Here is a 15,893-nt window from a genome sequence, read left to right as displayed (position 1 = left end):
CCGGGCGTTTTTGTTCGTCTGAATTTTGTCGAGCGAAGAAAGTTTCGTCAGAGCGCCCCCACAAAAAACCCCGCGACTCTTGCGAGACGCGGGGTTTTTTTGGAGCTGCCTTCGGGGCTTAGGCCATTTCGGCCGTGGTCTCGAAGTCGAAGGTCATCTCGCCATCCTTGACGTCGATATGCACAACGCCGCCGTGCTCAGCCAATTCGCCGAACAGGATCTCTTCAGCCAGCGGACGCTTGATCTTGTCCTGAATCAAACGCGCCATTGGTCGAGCGCCCATCTGGGCGTCGTAACCACCTGCCGCCAACCAGCTGCGTGCCTCGTCGGTGACTTCGAGCAGCACTCGCTTGTCTTCCAGTTGCGCCTGAAGCTCGGTAAGGAACTTGTCCACCACACTCTTGATAACCTCGTGACTGAGGCGACCAAATTGAATGATGGTGTCCAGACGGTTGCGGAATTCAGGCGTGAAGCTCTTCTTGATCACTTCCATCGCATCAGACGAGTGGTCCTGATGGGTAAAGCCGATGGATGCACGCGCTGCCGTTTCCGCGCCAGCGTTGGTGGTCATGATCACGATCACGTTGCGGAAGTCAGCCTTGCGCCCGTTGTTATCGGTCAAGGTCCCGTGATCCATCACCTGCAACAGCAGGTTGAAGACTTCCGGGTGGGCCTTTTCGATTTCATCGAGCAGCAACACGCAATGGGGCTGCTTGGTGATCGCTTCAGTGAGCAAACCGCCCTGATCAAAGCCGACATAGCCTGGAGGCGCACCGATCAGACGCGATACGGTGTGACGCTCCATGTACTCGGACATATCGAAGCGCACCAACTCGATACCCAACGCCTTGGCCAACTGACGTGCCGCTTCGGTCTTGCCGACACCGGTTGGACCGGCGAACAGGAAGGAACCGACCGGTTTGTCCGGCGACTTCAAGCCCGCACGAGACAATTTGATCGCAGTCGACAGCGAATCGATAGCGGCATCCTGACCAAACACCGTCAGCTTGAGATCGCGTTCAAGGTTACGCAGCAGCTCCTTGTCGGAGCTGTTGACGTGTTTAGGCGGAATACGTGCAATTTTCGCGACGATGTCTTCAACTTGCGCCACTTCAATGCGTTTCACACGCTTCTCGACAGGTTGCAGACGCTGGTAGGCACCCGCCTCGTCGATGACGTCGATCGCCTTGTCCGGCATGTGCCGGTCATTGATGTAGCGCGAGGCCAGCTCGGCAGCCGCACGCAGTGCTTCGTCGCTGTACTCGATATTGTGGTGCTGCTCGAAACGCCCTTTGAGGCCCCGAAGAATGCCGATGGTGTCTTCCACCGACGGCTCGGAGACGTCAACCTTCTGGAAGCGGCGCGCCAGGGCGCGATCCTTCTCGAAGATGCCACGAAATTCCTGGAAGGTCGTGGAGCCGATGCAACGGATATCGCCCGAGGAAAGCAGCGGCTTGAGCAGGTTCGAAGCATCCATCACGCCGCCGGATGCAGCACCGGCACCGATGATGGTGTGGATTTCATCGATGAACAGAATGGCATGCGGACGTTTTTTCAGCTCATTGAGCAGCGCCTTGAAGCGTTTCTCAAAATCGCCACGGTACTTGGTCCCGGCCAGCAATGCGCCAAGATCAAGGGAGTAGACGACGCTATTGGCGAGCAGGTCAGGCACCTGATTGTCGACAATACGCTTGGCCAGGCCTTCGGCGATTGCAGTCTTGCCTACGCCCGCCTCGCCCACCAGCAGCGGGTTGTTTTTCCGGCGTCTGGCGAGGATTTGCGCAACGCGCTCGACCTCAAGTTCACGACCGACCAGCGGGTCGATACGACCCTGGCGCGCCAGTTCGTTGAGGTTGCTGGCATAGGCATCCAGAGGATTGCCTGAAGAAGAAGACTCACCGCCCTCGTCGTCCTGCATATCTTGCTCACCTTCAGAGTGATCGCCGTGCCCAGGCACTTTAGAAATGCCATGCGCGATGTAGTTGACAACATCGATGCGTGCAACGCTCTGCTGCTTGAGCAGAAACACTGCCTGGCTTTCCTGCTCACTGAAAATTGCAACCAGCACGTTGGCGCCGGTGACTTCACGCTTGCCGGAACTCTGTACGTGGAACACCGCACGCTGCAGCACACGCTGGAAGCCCAGGGTTGGCTGGGTTTCGCGATCTTCGTCGTGGACCGGGATCAACGGCGTAGTGGAGTCGATGAACTCCTGCAGATCATGCTTGAGCTTATCGAGGTTTGCGCCGCAGGCACGCAGAACAGTGGCGGCAGCCTCATTATCCAATAGAGCCAGCAGGAGGTGCTCGACGGTCATGAATTCATGACGCTTGGAGCGAGCCTCCTTGAAGGCCAGATTGAGGGTGACTTCGAGCTCACGGTTTAACATAGCTTCACCTCATACCCAAGTGGTCGGCGTTTAACCGTCCTTCTCGATCTCACAGAGCAGCGGATGCTGGCTTTCCCTGGCGTATTGGTTCACCTGCGTTGCCTTGGTCTCGGCGATGTCGCGGGTAAACAATCCACATACTGCCCGTCCCTCTGTATGGACGGCCAGCATGACCTTGGTCGCCAGCTCACGATTCAGGTTAAAAAACACCTCGAGCACTTCAACAACGAAATCCATCGGGGTGTAATCGTCGTTAAATAAAACCACCTTGTACATCGGCGGCGCCTGTAGCGTCGGCTTGGCGTCCTGAACTGCGATGCCAGCCGCATCATCCTCACGGGAACCTGGACTGTCCTGATTGAATGTTAGTCGAATCTTGCTGATTGCATGCATGGAAAGAAGAGTTCGTAGAAGGCGGATTGAAAATAATTAGCCTCAGTCTGACCGGTTTTCAAACGGACCGCCGCATGACCTTGACTATCGGCTAAACGGTGTTACAAACAATAGAACCCACATTGGGTAAAAAGGGTCCGCGCAGTCAACCAAAATTTTTTTAGGTCCGGCGGATGAGGTGGATGATACTCCCAACGGAGTCCTTTGCAGAGGGATGTGACTATGCTCAGCGGTAAGGTCAAGTGGTTCAATAATGCAAAAGGCTATGGCTTCATCCTTGCCGACGGCAAAGACGAAGATCTGTTCGCCCATTACTCGGCCATCAAGATGGACGGCTACAAAACCCTCAAGGCTGGCCAGGCGGTCAATTTTGAGATCATTCAGGGGCCCAAGGGCTTGCATGCTGTGGAGATTCAGGCAGCTGTCGTAAGCGATAACGCTTCGGCACCCGCTGAAACCCCAAGTCACGCAAGCAAGACCGATAAAGTTACTGCCTGACGACTCCCGGCGTGCGACCCATCTACGCCAAATGACAAATCGGCCGGTTCAGAGACTTGAACCGGCCGATTTGGCTTACCTCGCAGCCTTCAGATTCACATGTGAGATATCAGCGCATCGCCGAAGGCCGAAGACGACAACAGCGTCGCACCGTCCATCAGGCGCTCGAAATCATAGGTAACAGTTTTCGCGGAAATCGCGCCGTTTGTGCCTTTGATGATCAGGTCTGCCGCTTCGACCCAACCCATGTGACGCAGCATCATCTCGGCGGACAAAATCAACGAACCCGGATTGACCTGATCCTTGCCCGCATATTTGGGTGCCGTGCCGTGCGTAGCCTCGAACATCGCGACCGTGTCGGAAAGGTTGGCCCCCGGCGCGATGCCGATCCCGCCCACTTCGGCTGCCAAAGCATCAGAAAGATAGTCGCCGTTGAGGTTCAGCGTCGCAATCACGTCATATTCGGCGGGGCGCAGCAGAATCTGCTGGAGCATTGCATCGGCGATGGCGTCCTTGACGATGACATTTCTGCCGGTCCTCGGGTTCTTGAACTGCATCCACGGACCGCCATCGAGCAGCGTGGCGCCGAATTCCTGGGCCGCAATCTCGTAGGCCCACTCCTTGAAGGCGCCCTCAGTGAATTTCATGATGTTGCCTTTATGCACAATGGTCAGCGACTCACGGTCGTTGTCCACCACATACTGCAAGGCCTTGCGTGCCAGGCGCTGCGTCCCCTCCTTTGAAACCGGCTTGACGCCGATCCCGCAGTCCTGATCGAAACGAATCTTGGTGACGCCCATTTCCTCCTTGAGGAACTTGATGACCTTGATTGCCTCGGGCGAGCCGGCTTTCCACTCGATCCCGGCATAGATATCTTCGGAGTTTTCCCGAAAGATCGTCATGTCGACGTCGCCGGGCTTCTTGACCGGGCTGGGCACACCTTCGAACCAGCGCACCGGGCGCAGGCAGACATACAAGTCCAGCTGCTGGCGCAGGGCGACGTTCAAGGAACGAATGCCGCCACCGACCGGGGTCGTCAGCGGTCCCTTGATGGAAACGACGTAATCCTTGACTGCATCCAGGGTTTCCTGGGGCAGCCAGGTGTCCTGATCGTAAACCTGGGTCGCCTTTTCGCCCGCATAGACTTCCATCCAGGAGATCTTGCGCTGGCCGCCGTAGGCTTTTTCGACGGCCGCGTCGACCACCTTGATCATGACCGGGCTGATATCAACGCCGATGCCGTCACCTTCGATGAAGGGAATGATCGGGTTATCAGGCACGTTCAAGGAGTGATCCGCATTGACGGTGATCTTTTCGCCGACGGCTGGAACCTGAATCTTCTGGTAGCCCATTGTTGTTGTACTCCCTATGGCTTGTAGTGCGGTGGGGGTGCGGGACTGTTGAGACATCCTGGCTGCGATTGAGCGTAGTCAGTGGTGGCTCTGCCCGCAAACTACCGACCGCGCCGCCCGGCAGGCAAAGCGTTGCGAGCCGTTGCCGGGCAAGAATACAGAGGGGGTTGCAGCCTCGACCCTCGACCAACGGCCTATATCGCTCATTCGTTAGCACGCATAGCATTAATGCTTAAGACCAAGGGTTTGATATACTCCCGGCGTGACTACCGGGTCATAGGGGTTGACCAGTCTGAAACCTGACGTTCAGCCTTTATAGGCGCTGGGCTGCCATAACAGCTCACCGCTCGACGCTCGACTGATGCACCCACCATCATCAATCGCGAATAAACCTCGACTTAGGCTCATGAAGCGACTGTGAGCAAGAGTGCATACCCTGCGCGCATCGAGATTTTGTGCATGCTCAGCAAAGAGAGTTCATACGAAATGTCCAACCGCTCGAAGATCATCTACACCTTCACCGACGAAGCCCCTGCCCTCGCCACCTACTCGCTGCTCCCTATCATCGAAGCGTTCACCGCCTCCTCTGATATCGACGTTGAAACGCGAGACATCTCTCTGGCAGCCCGCGTTCTTTCCAGCTTCCCGGAATCGCTGCGCGCCGATCAGCAAGTAGCGGATCATCTTGCCGAACTGGGCAACCTGGCCACCACGCCAGAAGCCAACATCATCAAGCTGCCCAACATCAGTGCCTCGGTCCCGCAACTCAAAGTGACTATCAAAGAACTGCAGGAGCAGGGCTTTGCTATTCCCGACTACCCGGAAGCACCGAGCACCGACGCTGAAAAAGACGTTCGCGCCCGCTACGACAAGACCAAAGGCAGCGCCGTGAACCCGGTTCTGCGCGAAGGCAACTCTGATCGTCGCGCCCCGCTGTCGGTCAAGAACTACGCCCGCAAACACCCGCACAAAATGGGCGCGTGGAGCCCCGAGTCCAAATCTCACGTCGCTTACATGAGCGAAGGCGATTTCTACGGCAGCGAAAAAGCCGCCCTGATTGAAGCCGCCGGCAGCGTCAAGATCGAGCTGATCGCCCAAGACGGCACGACCACCGTTCTGAAAGAAAAGACTGCTGTGAAAGCAGGCGAAATCATCGATTGCTCCACCATGAGCAAAAACGCCCTGCGCAACTTCATCGCCGCCGAAATCGAAGACGCCAAGGCCAAGGGCGTACTGTTCTCCGTGCACTTGAAAGCCACCATGATGAAGGTCTCCGACCCGATCATGTTTGGCCAGATCGTCGCTGAGTACTACAAAGACGCACTGACCAAGCACGCTGACATTCTCAAGCAAGTCGGCTTCAGCCTGAACAACGGCATTGGCGATCTGTACGACCGCATCACTGTGCTGCCAGCCGAGAAACAAGCCGAAATCAAGGCAGACATCGAAGCCGTCTACGCCGTGCGCGCACCGCTGGCGATGGTCAACTCCGACAAAGGCATCACCAACCTGCACGTGCCGAGCGACGTGATCGTCGACGCATCGATGCCGGCCATGATCCGTGACTCCGGCAAAATGTGGGGCGCCGACGGCGAACTGCACGACACCAAGGCAGTGATCCCGGACCGCTGCTACGCAACCATCTATCAGGCCACCATCGAAGACTGCAAGAAACACGGCGCCTTCGATCCAACCACCATGGGCAGCGTGCCTAACGTGGGCCTGATGGCGCAGAAAGCCGAAGAGTACGGCTCCCACGACAAGACCTTCCACATCCAGGCCGATGGCGTTGTGCGCGTCACCGACAGCGACGGCAAATTGCTGATGGAACAAAAGGTTGAAGCGGGCGATATCTGGCGCATGTGCCAGGCCAAGGACGCGCCGATCCAGGATTGGGTCAAACTGGCCGTCAACCGCGCTCGCGCCAGCAACACCCCGGCGGTGTTCTGGCTCGATCCGGTCCGCGCCCACGACGGCGTGATGATCGAAAAAGTCCAGAAGTACCTGCGTGACCACGATACTTCGGGTCTGGACATCCGCATCATGTCGCCTGTCGATGCGATGAACTTCACCCTGGAGCGCACGCGCGCCGGCAAGGACACCATTTCGGTGACCGGTAACGTGCTGCGCGACTACCTGACCGACCTGTTCCCGATCATGGAACTGGGCACCAGCGCCAAGATGCTGTCGATCGTCCCGCTGATGAGCGGTGGCGGCCTGTTCGAAACCGGCGCGGGCGGCTCTGCTCCGAAACACGTTCAGCAACTGGTTGAAGAAAACTTCCTGCGCTGGGATTCGCTGGGTGAGTTCCTGGCTCTGGCTGCTTCCCTGGAACACCTGGGCAGCACCTATAACAATCCCAAAGCGCTGGTTCTGTCCAAGACTCTGGATCAGGCTACCGGTGAGTTCCTGGACCGCAACAAGTCGCCTTCGCGCAAAGTCGGCAACATCGACAACCGCGGCAGCCACTTCTACCTGGCGCTTTTCTGGGCTCAGGCACTCGCGGCCCAGAACGACGACGCGGCTCTGAAAGCGCAGTTCACCCCGCTGGCGAAAACCCTGGCCGACAACGAAGAAAAAATCGTTGCCGAGCTCAATGCCGTTCAAGGCAAGCCTGCGGACATCGGCGGTTACTACTACCCGAACGCCGAACTGACCAGCAAGATCATGCGTCCAAGTGCAACCTTGAACGCAGCGATCGCTTCGCTGGTTTAAGGCTGCATCGGTCAGGCGTCTAAAAACGCCTGCTGTTAAAGGAACCCCGGCCTCGCGCCGGGGTTTCTGTATCTGCGACAGGCATAACCTCAGCACTGTCGCGACCACCGTTTGCACAGGGAAACTGACCATGCAATGGCAAGCCCACGTTACCGTCGCAACCATTGTCGAAGATCAGGGCCGCTTCCTGATCGTCGAAGAGCTCAAAGCCGGTAAAGCCGTACTCAACCAGCCCGCCGGCCATCTGGACCCGAATGAAACCCTGCAAAACGCCGCAGTGCGCGAAACCCTGGAAGAAACCGGCTGGGACGTCGAACTCACCAGCGTCATCGGGATATACCTGTACACCGCGCCCAGCAACGGCGTGACGTATCAACGTATTTGCTTCGCCGCCAAGCCCCTGCGGCATCATCCCGACTATCAGCTGGACGATGGCATCATCGGCCCACTGTGGCTGACCCGTGATCAATTGCAGGCTGAACAGGATCGCTGGCGCAGCGAGCTGGTGATGCGCTGCGTAGACGATTACCTGAGCGGCGAGCACTTCAGTCTGAGCCTGCTGCGCGACAGCGTGTGAGACTCGGCGAGCTCAGCCTGTTAGAATCGCGTCCTTTTCGAAGCCACACATTGAATCCCTATGCGTGATCCAGCCCTTTCCGATTCAGCAACGAAGCGCGTCATCGTCGGCATGTCCGGCGGCGTAGATTCTTCCGTTTCCGCCGTTCTGCTCATGGAGCAGGGTTATCAGGTGGAAGGCTTGTTCATGAAGAACTGGGAAGAAGACGATGGAACGGACTACTGCACCGCTCGCGAAGACCTGGCAGACGCCCAGGCCGTCTGCGACAAGATTGGCATCAAGCTGCACACCGCCAACTTCGCCGCAGAGTACTGGGACAACGTGTTCGAGCATTTCCTGGCCGAATACAAGGCCGGCCGGACGCCGAACCCGGACATCCTCTGCAACCGCGAAATCAAGTTCAAGGCGTTTCTCGACTACGCCCTGATGCTCGGCGCCGACCTGATTGCCACCGGCCACTACGTGCGCCGCCGCGACATCGACGGCCGCACTGAACTGCTCAAGGGTCTGGACGCGAACAAAGACCAGAGCTACTTCCTGCATGCCGTGGGCGGCGAGCAGATCGCCAGGACCTTGTTTCCGGTCGGTGAGCTGGAAAAACCCGCGGTACGCGCCATCGCCGAAAAACACGGCCTGGCCACCGCCAAGAAGAAAGACTCCACCGGCATCTGCTTTATCGGCGAACGTCGCTTCACGGATTTCCTGCGTCAATACCTGCCCGCCCAACCCGGCGAGATCAAGACTACCGAAGGTGAAGTCATCGGCCGCCACAGCGGCTTGATGTACCACACCATCGGCCAGCGCCAGGGTCTGGGCATCGGTGGTTTGAAAGACGCCAGCGATGACCCGTGGTACGTGCTGGTCAAGGATCTGGAAAACAACGAGTTGATCGTCGGCCAGGGCAACGACCATCCATGGCTGTTCTCCCAGGCACTGATCGCCTCGCAGATCTACTGGGTCAACCCGGTCGACCTGAGCACGCCGCGCAGGCTGACGGCCAAAGTGCGTTATCGCCAGGGCGATCAGCAGTGCACGCTGGAACAGACCGCTGATGGCTATCGAGCCAGTTTCGACGAGCCTCAACGTGCCGTGACACCCGGCCAGTCCGTGGTGTTCTACGACGGCGAAATCTGCATGGGTGGCGGCGTGATTGAAATCGCCGAACCCTGGCACAGCAAGGACAAGCGTTGATGACCCCGATTCAGGAACAACTCACCGCCCTGGGCGGTGTCTTTCAGGCCGCCGTGCTGGTGGACCGCATCGCCAAGACCGGGCAATCCAGCGAGGCGGCGATGACCTGCATGCTCGGCAGCCTGCTGGTGCTGGACCCCAAGGACACGCTGGACGTATATGGCGGCGACGATCTGAACCTGCGCGAAGGCTATCGCGCACTGGCCAGCGCCCTGGAGCGTGATCCGGCGACGCTGCAACGCGAACCGCTGCGCTACGCCTTGTCGATGTTGGGCCTTGAGCGCCAGCTGGCCAAGCGTGACGACATGCTGGAAATCATCGGCAAGCGCCTGCCGCAGATTCAATCCCAGGCCGAGCATTTTGGCGTTGCCCATGAAAACGTGGTTTCCGCCTGCGGCGCGCTGTATCAGGACACGCTGAGCACCCTGCGCCAGCGGATCCAGGTCCACGGCGACATGCGCAACCTGCAACAACCGAACAACGCGTCGAAGATCCGCGCCCTGTTACTGACCGGTATACGCTCGGCCCGTCTGTGGCGACAAGTTGGCGGTCACCGCTGGCAGTTGGTCGTGAGCCGGCGCAAGCTATTGAAAGAATTGTACCCACTGATGCACGGCTGATTCGCCGGGCATCAGTAACCTGTATTTACAAACGCCGCGCACCATACGCTGGTCAGACCGCACGGATCTGGCCCGTTTTTCATGTATGATACGCGCCCCATTTCGTTGCCCGACTGTCCGAGAACACCCCATGCAGCTTTCTTCGCTCACTGCGGTTTCCCCTGTAGACGGCCGCTACGCCGGCAAAACTCAGGCTTTGCGCCCAATTTTCAGCGAATACGGTTTGATCCGTTTTCGCGTCATGGTTGAAGTGCGCTGGCTCCAGCGCCTGGCCGCACACCCCGAAATTACCGAAGTCCCGGCGTTTTCCGCCGAAGCCAACGCGATTCTCAACACCCTGGCTGAAGACTTCTCGATCACCCACGCCGAGCGTGTGAAAGAGATCGAGCGCACCACCAACCACGACGTCAAAGCCGTGGAATACCTGCTCAAGGAACAGGCTGCCAAGCTGCCTGAACTGAACAAGATCAGTGAGTTCATCCACTTCGCCTGCACCAGCGAGGACATCAACAACCTGTCCCACGCCCTGATGCTGCGCGAAGGCCGTGACAACGTCATGCTGCCGTTGATGCGCCAGATCGCCGAGTCCATTCGCGAACTGGCCATCCGTTTCGCTGACGTGCCAATGCTGTCGCGCACTCACGGTCAACCGGCTTCGCCGACGACCCTGGGCAAAGAGCTGGCGAACGTCGTTTACCGTCTGGAGCGTCAGATCAGCCAGATCGCAGCAGTACCACTGCTGGGCAAGATCAACGGCGCGGTCGGCAACTACAACGCGCACATCTCGGCCTACCCGGCCATTGACTGGGAAGCCAACGCGCGCGCCTTCATCGAAGACGAACTGGGCCTGGGCTTCAACCCCTACACCACCCAGATCGAGCCGCATGACTACATCGCCGAGCTGTTCGACGCGATTGCCCGCTTCAACACGATCCTGATCGACTTCGACCGCGATATCTGGGGTTACATTTCCCTGGGCTATTTCAAGCAGCGCACCATCGCCGGTGAAATCGGTTCGTCGACCATGCCGCACAAGGTCAACCCGATCGACTTCGAAAACTCCGAAGGCAACCTGGGCATCGCCAACGCGCTGTTCCAGCATCTGGCCAGCAAACTGCCGATCTCCCGCTGGCAGCGTGACCTGACTGACTCGACAGTGCTGCGCAATCTGGGCGTGGGCTTCGCTCACAGCGTCATTGCCTACGAAGCCAGCCTCAAGGGCATCAGCAAGCTGGAGCTCAACGAGCAGAAGATCGCCGCCGACCTGGATGCTTGCTGGGAAGTGCTGGCCGAGCCGATCCAGACCGTGATGCGCCGCTACGACATCGAAAACCCGTACGAAAAACTCAAGGAACTGACCCGCGGCAAGGGCATCGGCCCTGAAGTGCTGCAGACGTTCATTGACGGCCTGGATATGCCAGCCGAAGCCAAAGCCGAGCTGAAAAAGCTGACCCCGGCCAATTACATCGGCAACGCCGTGGCTCAAGCCAAGCGCATTTGACCCACGTTTAACAGTTGCACACGCCCGGCAGTGCCGGGCGTTTTTATTCCTGTCTATAAAACACGTTTTTTCAATAGGTTACACATGAATCCTGATATTCCTCTTCAATTGTTGGGCGGCATCAGCGCTCGCGTCTTCCTGCGTGACTACTGGCAGAAAAAACCCCTGCTGATCCGACAGGCGATACCGGGCTTCGAAAGCCCGCTCGATCCTGACGAACTGGCCGGCCTTGCCCTGGAAGAAGAAGTCGAGTCGCGCCTGGTCATTGAAAACGGCGAACGCCCGTGGGAACTGCGTCGCGGCCCTTTCGCCGAAGACGAATTCAGCAAACTCCCGGAACGTGAATGGACCCTGCTGGTACAGGCAGTGGACCAGTTCGTCCCGGAAGTCAGCGAGCTGCTGGAAAATTTCCGTTTCCTGCCGAGCTGGCGTATCGACGATGTGATGATCAGCTATGCCGCACCGGGTGGCAGCGTTGGCCCGCACTTCGATAACTACGATGTATTTTTGCTGCAAGGCCACGGCAAACGCCACTGGCAGATCGGCCAGATGTGCGATTCCGAGAGCGCGCTGCTGCAACATGCAGACCTGCGCATCCTCGCTGACTTCCAGAGCACCGAAGAGTGGACCCTGGAACCCGGCGACATGCTCTACCTCCCACCGCGCCTGGCTCACTGCGGTGTTGCGGTCGATGAATGCCTGACCTACTCGGTCGGCTTTCGCGCACCCAGCGCAGCCGAAGTGCTCACCCACTTCACCGACTTCCTCAGCCAGTTCATCCCTGACGAAGACCGCTACACCGACGCCGACGCCCAACCGATCAGTGACCCGCACCAGATTCAACATGACGCGCTGGATCGCCTGAAAGCCTTGCTGGCCGAACACATGAGCGACGAGCGCCTGCTGCTCACCTGGTTCGGCCAGTTCATGACCGAGCCACGCTACCCGGAACTGGTGGTGGGTCCCGAGCTTGAGGAAGAAGACTTGCTCGGCAGTCTGGAACAGGGTGCAGTTCTCATCCGCAACCCAAGCGCACGCCTGGCATGGTCCGAAGTTGACGAAGACCTGCTACTGTTCGCCAGCGGCCAGAGCCGCCTGTTGCCCGGCCACCTGCGTGAGCTGCTGAAAATGATCTGTGCCGCCGATGCGTTGCACAGCGAAAATCTTGCTCCGTGGCTGAGCGATGAACATGGACGAAACCTGCTCTGTGAGCTGGTCAAACAAGGAAGCCTGGGATTTGCCGATGAATAAAATCCACGTCCGAGTCGCCGACTGGCAAAAGGACAACATTGAGATTCGCAGAATTCGCGAAGCGGTGTTTATCGCGGAACAGTCCGTGCCTGCAGAGCTGGAATGGGACGCCGAAGATGCCGGCGCGATTCATTTCCTGGCCTATGAAGGTGATTTCCCGATTGGCACCGCACGGCTGCTGCCGGACGGTGAGATCGGCAGACTGTCGGTTCTCAAGGACTGGCGCGGCCTGAAAGTCGGCGATGCGCTGCTCAACGCGGTCATCGACGATGCCGAGCGACGCGGCCTCAAACCACAGAAGCTCAGCGCTCAGGTGCATGCCACAGCGTTTTATCAGCGCCATGGCTTTACTGTTGTCAGCGCAGAGTTTCTGGAAGCTGGCCTTCCCCACGTCGACATGGTCCGCGATATCCGCTGATCTCCCGATACGGCAAATAAGCGCCCCGCACCTCATTTCAGCCTGACCAGGCCGGGATGAGGTTGCGGGGCGTTTTGCCATGCACGATTCAACTTGCCCCCTCTCAGGCCGACAAAGTGGCAAACTCAAGTCTTTCCAGACGTATCAGTGGAGATAGGGACATGTTCATGCGCAGCCTGCTCACCTCAATACTCATCACATGTAGCGTGTGCGTCATGGCCGCTACCGAAGTCGTCCCGCTCAATTTTCGCACCAGCGATGAACTGCTGCCGGTGGCGAAATCGTTCCTCGGCCAGGACGGCAAAGTCAGCGCTTACAACAACCAACTGATCATCAATGCCGAGCCGCGCAAGATCGACGAGCTGCGGGCATTGATCACCCAACTCGACACCGCACCCAAGCGCCTGCTGATCAGCGTCGACACCAGCGACAGCGCAGCACGCAACACTCAAGGCGCCAATCAGTCGCGCATCATCAATTACGGCACCGCCAGTCGTGAAGGTGGCGTCCAGCAAGTGCAGACCACTGAAGGTGCGCCTGCACTGATCCAGATCGGGCAGAGTGTGCCACTGACCACCTCCCAGTCCGATTCCTATGGCTATGCACAGAGCAACACCGAGTACCGCAACGTCACCCAAGGCTTCTACGTGACCGCCAGCGTCACCGGCGACAGGGTGCACCTGAGCATCACCACCAACCGTGATCGCCTGAGCCAGGAGCGACCGGACGTCATCAAGGTACAAAGCACCGACAGCCAGGTCAGTGGACGCCTGGGCGAATGGATCACCCTCGCCGGTGCCAGCGACCAGTCGGTCGCCGATCAGCAAGGTCTGGCGAACCGCTATTCCACCCAAGGCCGGGAAGACATGACCCTGCGCGTCAAGGTCGAAACCCTCGACTGAAGCCGCTACCTGTCAGCGGTCGCAGAAAAATCAGCACCGAAGGGCCCGAAACTGACTGATTAGTCGTATTAGACCAAAGATGTAGTGGGCATAAAAAAGCACTACAAAACGTTTGACGGACTAAAAACGACGAGGCATGATTGCCCCGCTCCCGCTAATCAGAGGCCCTGCAAAGAGCCTTCGGATCGCGCTCTAACCTACCCAACTGAGCCGATTCGTGTCTGTACCGCCCACAAGGCAGTTTGACGAGGTTGCTACTGGAACGAAGTTGTCCTGAGGGACGGAAGCGTAATCGGTCGATAGCTCAACCCGTCAAGTGACTGCATCAAGGCATCCACGAGCCGAACTGCAGACATGGGTCAGGCCATATGCCCGCTCTTCCCGACCTGAGCTCATCGTTCACCCGTCGCAACCACGCAAACCAGGCTCGATCAGCCACTTCTCTGATTAGCGAGCAGCCATCCATGTGCCTTCGATAACCGGGGCGTTTTGGCGGAGCAAGGAATTTTCCACCCAAAACCGATGCGATACTTTTGCGACGAGGTTTATCTCCATGGCACTGACACGCGAACAACAAATAGCAGCTCTCGAAAAAGACTGGGCTGAAAATCCGCGCTGGAAAAACGTGACCCGTACTTATTCCGCCGCTGATGTCGTCCGCCTGCGTGGCTCGGTTCAACCTGAACACACATTCGCCAAGCTGGGCGCGGAAAAGCTCTGGAATCTGGTCACCCAGGGTGCCAAGCCTTCGTTCCGCCCTGACAAAGACTTCGTCAACTGCATGGGTGCCCTGACCGGCGGCCAGGCTGTGCAGCAGGTCAAAGCCGGCATTCAGGCGATTTACCTGTCCGGCTGGCAAGTGGCCGCTGACAACAACTCGGCAGAATCGATGTACCCGGATCAGTCGCTGTACCCGGTGGACTCGGTGCCTACCGTGGTCAAGCGCATCAACAATTCGTTCCGCCGTGCCGACCAGATCCAGTGGAAAGCCGGTAAAAACCCGGGCGACGAAGGCTATATCGACTACTTCGCGCCAATCGTTGCCGATGCTGAAGCCGGTTTTGGCGGCGTGCTGAACGCTTACGAACTGATGAAAAGCATGATCGAAGCTGGCGCTGCCGGTGTTCACTTCGAAGATCAGCTGGCCTCGGTGAAGAAATGCGGGCACATGGGCGGCAAGGTATTGGTGCCGACTCAAGAAGCCGTGCAAAAGCTGACGGCTGCGCGCCTGGCAGCGGACGTCGCTGGCGTACCGACCATTATCCTGGCCCGTACCGACGCGAACGCCGCTGACTTGCTGACCTCGGACTGCGACCCGTACGACAAAGAGTTCGTGACCGGCACCCGCACGCCAGAAGGCTTCTATAAAGTCCGTGCCGGCCTGGACCAGGCGATTTCCCGCGGCCTGGCCTATGCGCCGTACGCCGACCTGATCTGGTGTGAAACCGCCAAACCGGATCTGGACGAAGCTCGTCGCTTCGCCGAAGCGATCAAAAAGGAATACCCGGACCAACTGCTGTCTTACAACTGCTCGCCATCCTTCAACTGGAAGAAGAACCTGGACGACGCGACCATTGCGAAGTTTCAGCGCGAGCTGTCGGCAATGGGCTACAAACACCAGTTCATCACCCTGGCCGGCATCCACAATATGTGGCACAGCATGTTCAACCTGGCGCACGACTACGCCCGCAACGACATGACTGCCTACGTGAAACTGCAAGAGCAGGAATTCGCGGACGCCGCCAAAGGCTACACCTTCGTGCAGCATCAGCAGGAAGTCGGCACTGGCTACTTCGACGACATGACCACGGTCATTCAAGGTGGCGCTTCATCGGTAACGGCGCTGACCGGCTCCACCGAAGAAGAACAGTTCCACTGATTGGCTGCACCTGATATGAAAAACCGCCCTCCGGGGCGGTTTTTTTATGCGTAATGCCGAAGCCAACCGCCCACCCGATCACTTTCTTGCGTTGGAGGCTTGCCCGCCACGAATGATGCTCGCCGATCCGACGCCATCGGGGACAAGTCCCCTCCTACCGCTTGCACAAATCAGGTAGGACCGGACTTGTCCGGGAAGACGTTGACG

Annotated in this window: 13 protein-coding genes; 10 read left to right on the top strand and 3 right to left on the bottom strand. The window is 58.3% G+C overall.

The features are described from left to right. Positions 1-118 precede the first annotated feature (118 nt). Both clpA and clpS read right to left on the bottom strand, forming a co-directional pair. Positions 119-2,389, bottom strand: coding sequence for an ATP-dependent Clp protease ATP-binding subunit ClpA (clpA, locus tag CFII64_RS07665; RefSeq protein WP_020290218.1), 2,271 nt, complete (start codon positions 2,387-2,389; stop codon positions 119-121). 30 nt (positions 2,390-2,419) lie between these two features. After that, positions 2,420-2,782, bottom strand: coding sequence for an ATP-dependent Clp protease adapter ClpS (clpS, locus tag CFII64_RS07660; RefSeq protein ID WP_020290217.1), 363 nt, complete (start codon positions 2,780-2,782; stop codon positions 2,420-2,422). Between the two features lie 222 nt (positions 2,783-3,004). On the opposite strand from clpS, the gene cspD reads away from it, so the two are divergent. Next, entirely contained in the window at positions 3,005-3,280 is a 276-nt protein-coding gene (cspD, locus tag CFII64_RS07655) for a cold shock domain-containing protein CspD (RefSeq protein ID WP_020290216.1), read from the top strand. 95 nt (positions 3,281-3,375) lie between these two features. Here cspD and icd read toward each other — a convergent pair whose 3' ends face one another. After that, positions 3,376-4,632, bottom strand: coding sequence for an NADP-dependent isocitrate dehydrogenase (gene icd, locus CFII64_RS07650; RefSeq protein WP_020290215.1), 1,257 nt, complete (start codon positions 4,630-4,632; stop codon positions 3,376-3,378). Between the two features lie 486 nt (positions 4,633-5,118). On the opposite strand from icd, the gene CFII64_RS07645 reads away from it, so the two are divergent. The 9 genes from CFII64_RS07645 to aceA all read left to right on the top strand — a co-directional run bounded on the left by CFII64_RS07645 (position 5,119) and on the right by aceA (position 15,686). After that, positions 5,119-7,347: an NADP-dependent isocitrate dehydrogenase gene (locus CFII64_RS07645; RefSeq protein WP_020290214.1), complete on the top strand. Its 2,229-nt coding sequence runs from the start codon at positions 5,119-5,121 to the stop codon at positions 7,345-7,347. A 130-nt stretch (positions 7,348-7,477) separates the two neighbouring features. After that, positions 7,478-7,924, top strand: coding sequence for an NUDIX hydrolase (locus CFII64_RS07640; protein WP_020290213.1), 447 nt, complete (start codon positions 7,478-7,480; stop codon positions 7,922-7,924). 60 nt (positions 7,925-7,984) lie between these two features. Beyond that, on the top strand, positions 7,985-9,115 hold the full coding sequence (mnmA, locus tag CFII64_RS07635; RefSeq protein ID WP_020290212.1) for a tRNA 2-thiouridine(34) synthase MnmA: 1,131 nt from the start codon (positions 7,985-7,987) through the stop codon (positions 9,113-9,115). Further along, complete coding sequence (gene hflD / locus CFII64_RS07630; protein ID WP_020290211.1) at positions 9,115-9,735, top strand: high frequency lysogenization protein HflD; 621 nt, start codon at positions 9,115-9,117, stop codon at positions 9,733-9,735. Before mnmA ends, hflD begins: the two co-directional genes overlap by 1 nt. Before the next feature lie 130 nt (positions 9,736-9,865). Beyond that, positions 9,866-11,236, top strand: a complete 1,371-nt coding sequence (purB, locus tag CFII64_RS07625) for an adenylosuccinate lyase (protein ID WP_020290210.1) — start codon at positions 9,866-9,868, stop codon at positions 11,234-11,236. Positions 11,237-11,320: 84 nt separating this feature from the next. Next, entirely contained in the window at positions 11,321-12,487 is a 1,167-nt protein-coding gene (locus tag CFII64_RS07620) for a cupin domain-containing protein (protein WP_020290209.1), read from the top strand. Then, positions 12,480-12,905: a GNAT family N-acetyltransferase gene (locus tag CFII64_RS07615; RefSeq protein WP_020290208.1), complete on the top strand. Its 426-nt coding sequence runs from the start codon at positions 12,480-12,482 to the stop codon at positions 12,903-12,905. The genes CFII64_RS07620 and CFII64_RS07615 overlap by 8 nt, the downstream gene beginning before the upstream one ends. A gap of 161 nt (positions 12,906-13,066) precedes the next feature. After that, the gene (locus CFII64_RS07610; protein WP_020290207.1) at positions 13,067-13,807 is read left to right on the top strand and encodes a secretin N-terminal domain-containing protein; all 741 of its coding nucleotides are present in this window, start codon (positions 13,067-13,069) and stop codon (positions 13,805-13,807) included. 553 nt (positions 13,808-14,360) lie between these two features. Beyond that, positions 14,361-15,686, top strand: a complete 1,326-nt coding sequence (gene aceA, locus CFII64_RS07605) for an isocitrate lyase (protein ID WP_020290206.1) — start codon at positions 14,361-14,363, stop codon at positions 15,684-15,686. Positions 15,687-15,893: the final 207 nt, after the last annotated feature.

It is taken from the genome of Pseudomonas sp. CFII64, from assembly GCF_000416235.1.
In the GTDB taxonomy this organism is placed as follows: Bacteria; Pseudomonadota; Gammaproteobacteria; order Pseudomonadales; family Pseudomonadaceae; genus Aquipseudomonas.
This window is presented reverse-complemented; position numbering and strand designations above follow the sequence as displayed.

Excerpts from the sequence above, each read along its gene's own strand:
- clpA (WP_020290218.1), bottom strand. The coding sequence starts at position 2,389 with ATGTTAAACCGTGAGCTCGAAGTCACCCTCAATCTGGCCTTCAAGGAG.
- clpS (WP_020290217.1), bottom strand. The coding sequence starts at position 2,782 with ATGCATGCAATCAGCAAGATTCGACTAACATTCAATCAGGACAGTCCA.
- cspD (WP_020290216.1), top strand. The coding sequence starts at position 3,005 with ATGCTCAGCGGTAAGGTCAAGTGGTTCAATAATGCAAAAGGCTATGGC.
- icd (WP_020290215.1), bottom strand. The coding sequence starts at position 4,632 with ATGGGCTACCAGAAGATTCAGGTTCCAGCCGTCGGCGAAAAGATCACC.
- CFII64_RS07645 (WP_020290214.1), top strand. The coding sequence starts at position 5,119 with ATGTCCAACCGCTCGAAGATCATCTACACCTTCACCGACGAAGCCCCT.
- CFII64_RS07640 (WP_020290213.1), top strand. The coding sequence starts at position 7,478 with ATGCAATGGCAAGCCCACGTTACCGTCGCAACCATTGTCGAAGATCAG.
- mnmA (WP_020290212.1), top strand. The coding sequence starts at position 7,985 with ATGCGTGATCCAGCCCTTTCCGATTCAGCAACGAAGCGCGTCATCGTC.
- hflD (WP_020290211.1), top strand. The coding sequence starts at position 9,115 with ATGACCCCGATTCAGGAACAACTCACCGCCCTGGGCGGTGTCTTTCAG.
- purB (WP_020290210.1), top strand. The coding sequence starts at position 9,866 with ATGCAGCTTTCTTCGCTCACTGCGGTTTCCCCTGTAGACGGCCGCTAC.
- CFII64_RS07620 (WP_020290209.1), top strand. The coding sequence starts at position 11,321 with ATGAATCCTGATATTCCTCTTCAATTGTTGGGCGGCATCAGCGCTCGC.
- CFII64_RS07615 (WP_020290208.1), top strand. The coding sequence starts at position 12,480 with ATGAATAAAATCCACGTCCGAGTCGCCGACTGGCAAAAGGACAACATT.
- CFII64_RS07610 (WP_020290207.1), top strand. The coding sequence starts at position 13,067 with ATGTTCATGCGCAGCCTGCTCACCTCAATACTCATCACATGTAGCGTG.
- aceA (WP_020290206.1), top strand. The coding sequence starts at position 14,361 with ATGGCACTGACACGCGAACAACAAATAGCAGCTCTCGAAAAAGACTGG.